This is a genomic window from Glycomyces halotolerans, from assembly GCF_054779575.1.
Genome location: NZ_BAAGXZ010000078.1, coordinates 1 through 536 on the forward strand (window position 1 = coordinate 1; position 536 = coordinate 536).

1 protein-coding gene is annotated in these 536 nt (G+C 48.1%); it reads right to left on the minus strand.

The features are described 5' to 3' along the window. Positions 1-536, minus strand: a 536-nt coding sequence (locus ACYVL2_RS20110) for a phosphoketolase family protein (RefSeq protein ID WP_460546578.1), incomplete at both ends; no start/stop codon positions are given.

The following is a 536-nucleotide window of genomic DNA, read 5'->3' on the forward strand; positions in this document are numbered from 1 at the left end:
GTAGGGGTAGCCGTGGAAATTGAACAAGATGGGTTTGTCCGTGGTAAACAGGCGGTCAAACTCCTTATCGGATAAGCCATGCGGATGCTCGCTATCCGGTGTCAATTTATATAAATCGACGACATTGATAAAACGGATTTTGAGCGCAGGGAAGTGGTGCATGAGCAGCTGGGTGGCCGCAAGCGCTTCCTTGGTAGGAATGTCACCCGCACATGCCATAATCAAGTCGGGTTCGCTGCCCGCGTCGCTGCTGGCCCAGTCCCAAATCCCCAGCCCTTTTGTACAATGGATAGTCGCACTTTCAATATCCAGATACTGAAGGTGTTTTTGTTTGTCGCAGACAATCACATTAATGTAATCTGTGCTGCGCAAACAGTGGTCAGCCACAGAGAGCAGGCAGTTGGCATCGGGGGGTAAATAAATACGGGTAATTTCCGGACTTTTGTTAACCACAAGGTCTAGAAAGCCTGGGTCTTGATGCGTGAAACCATTATGATCTTGTCGCCAGACAGTAGAAGTAATCAATAAATTCAAAG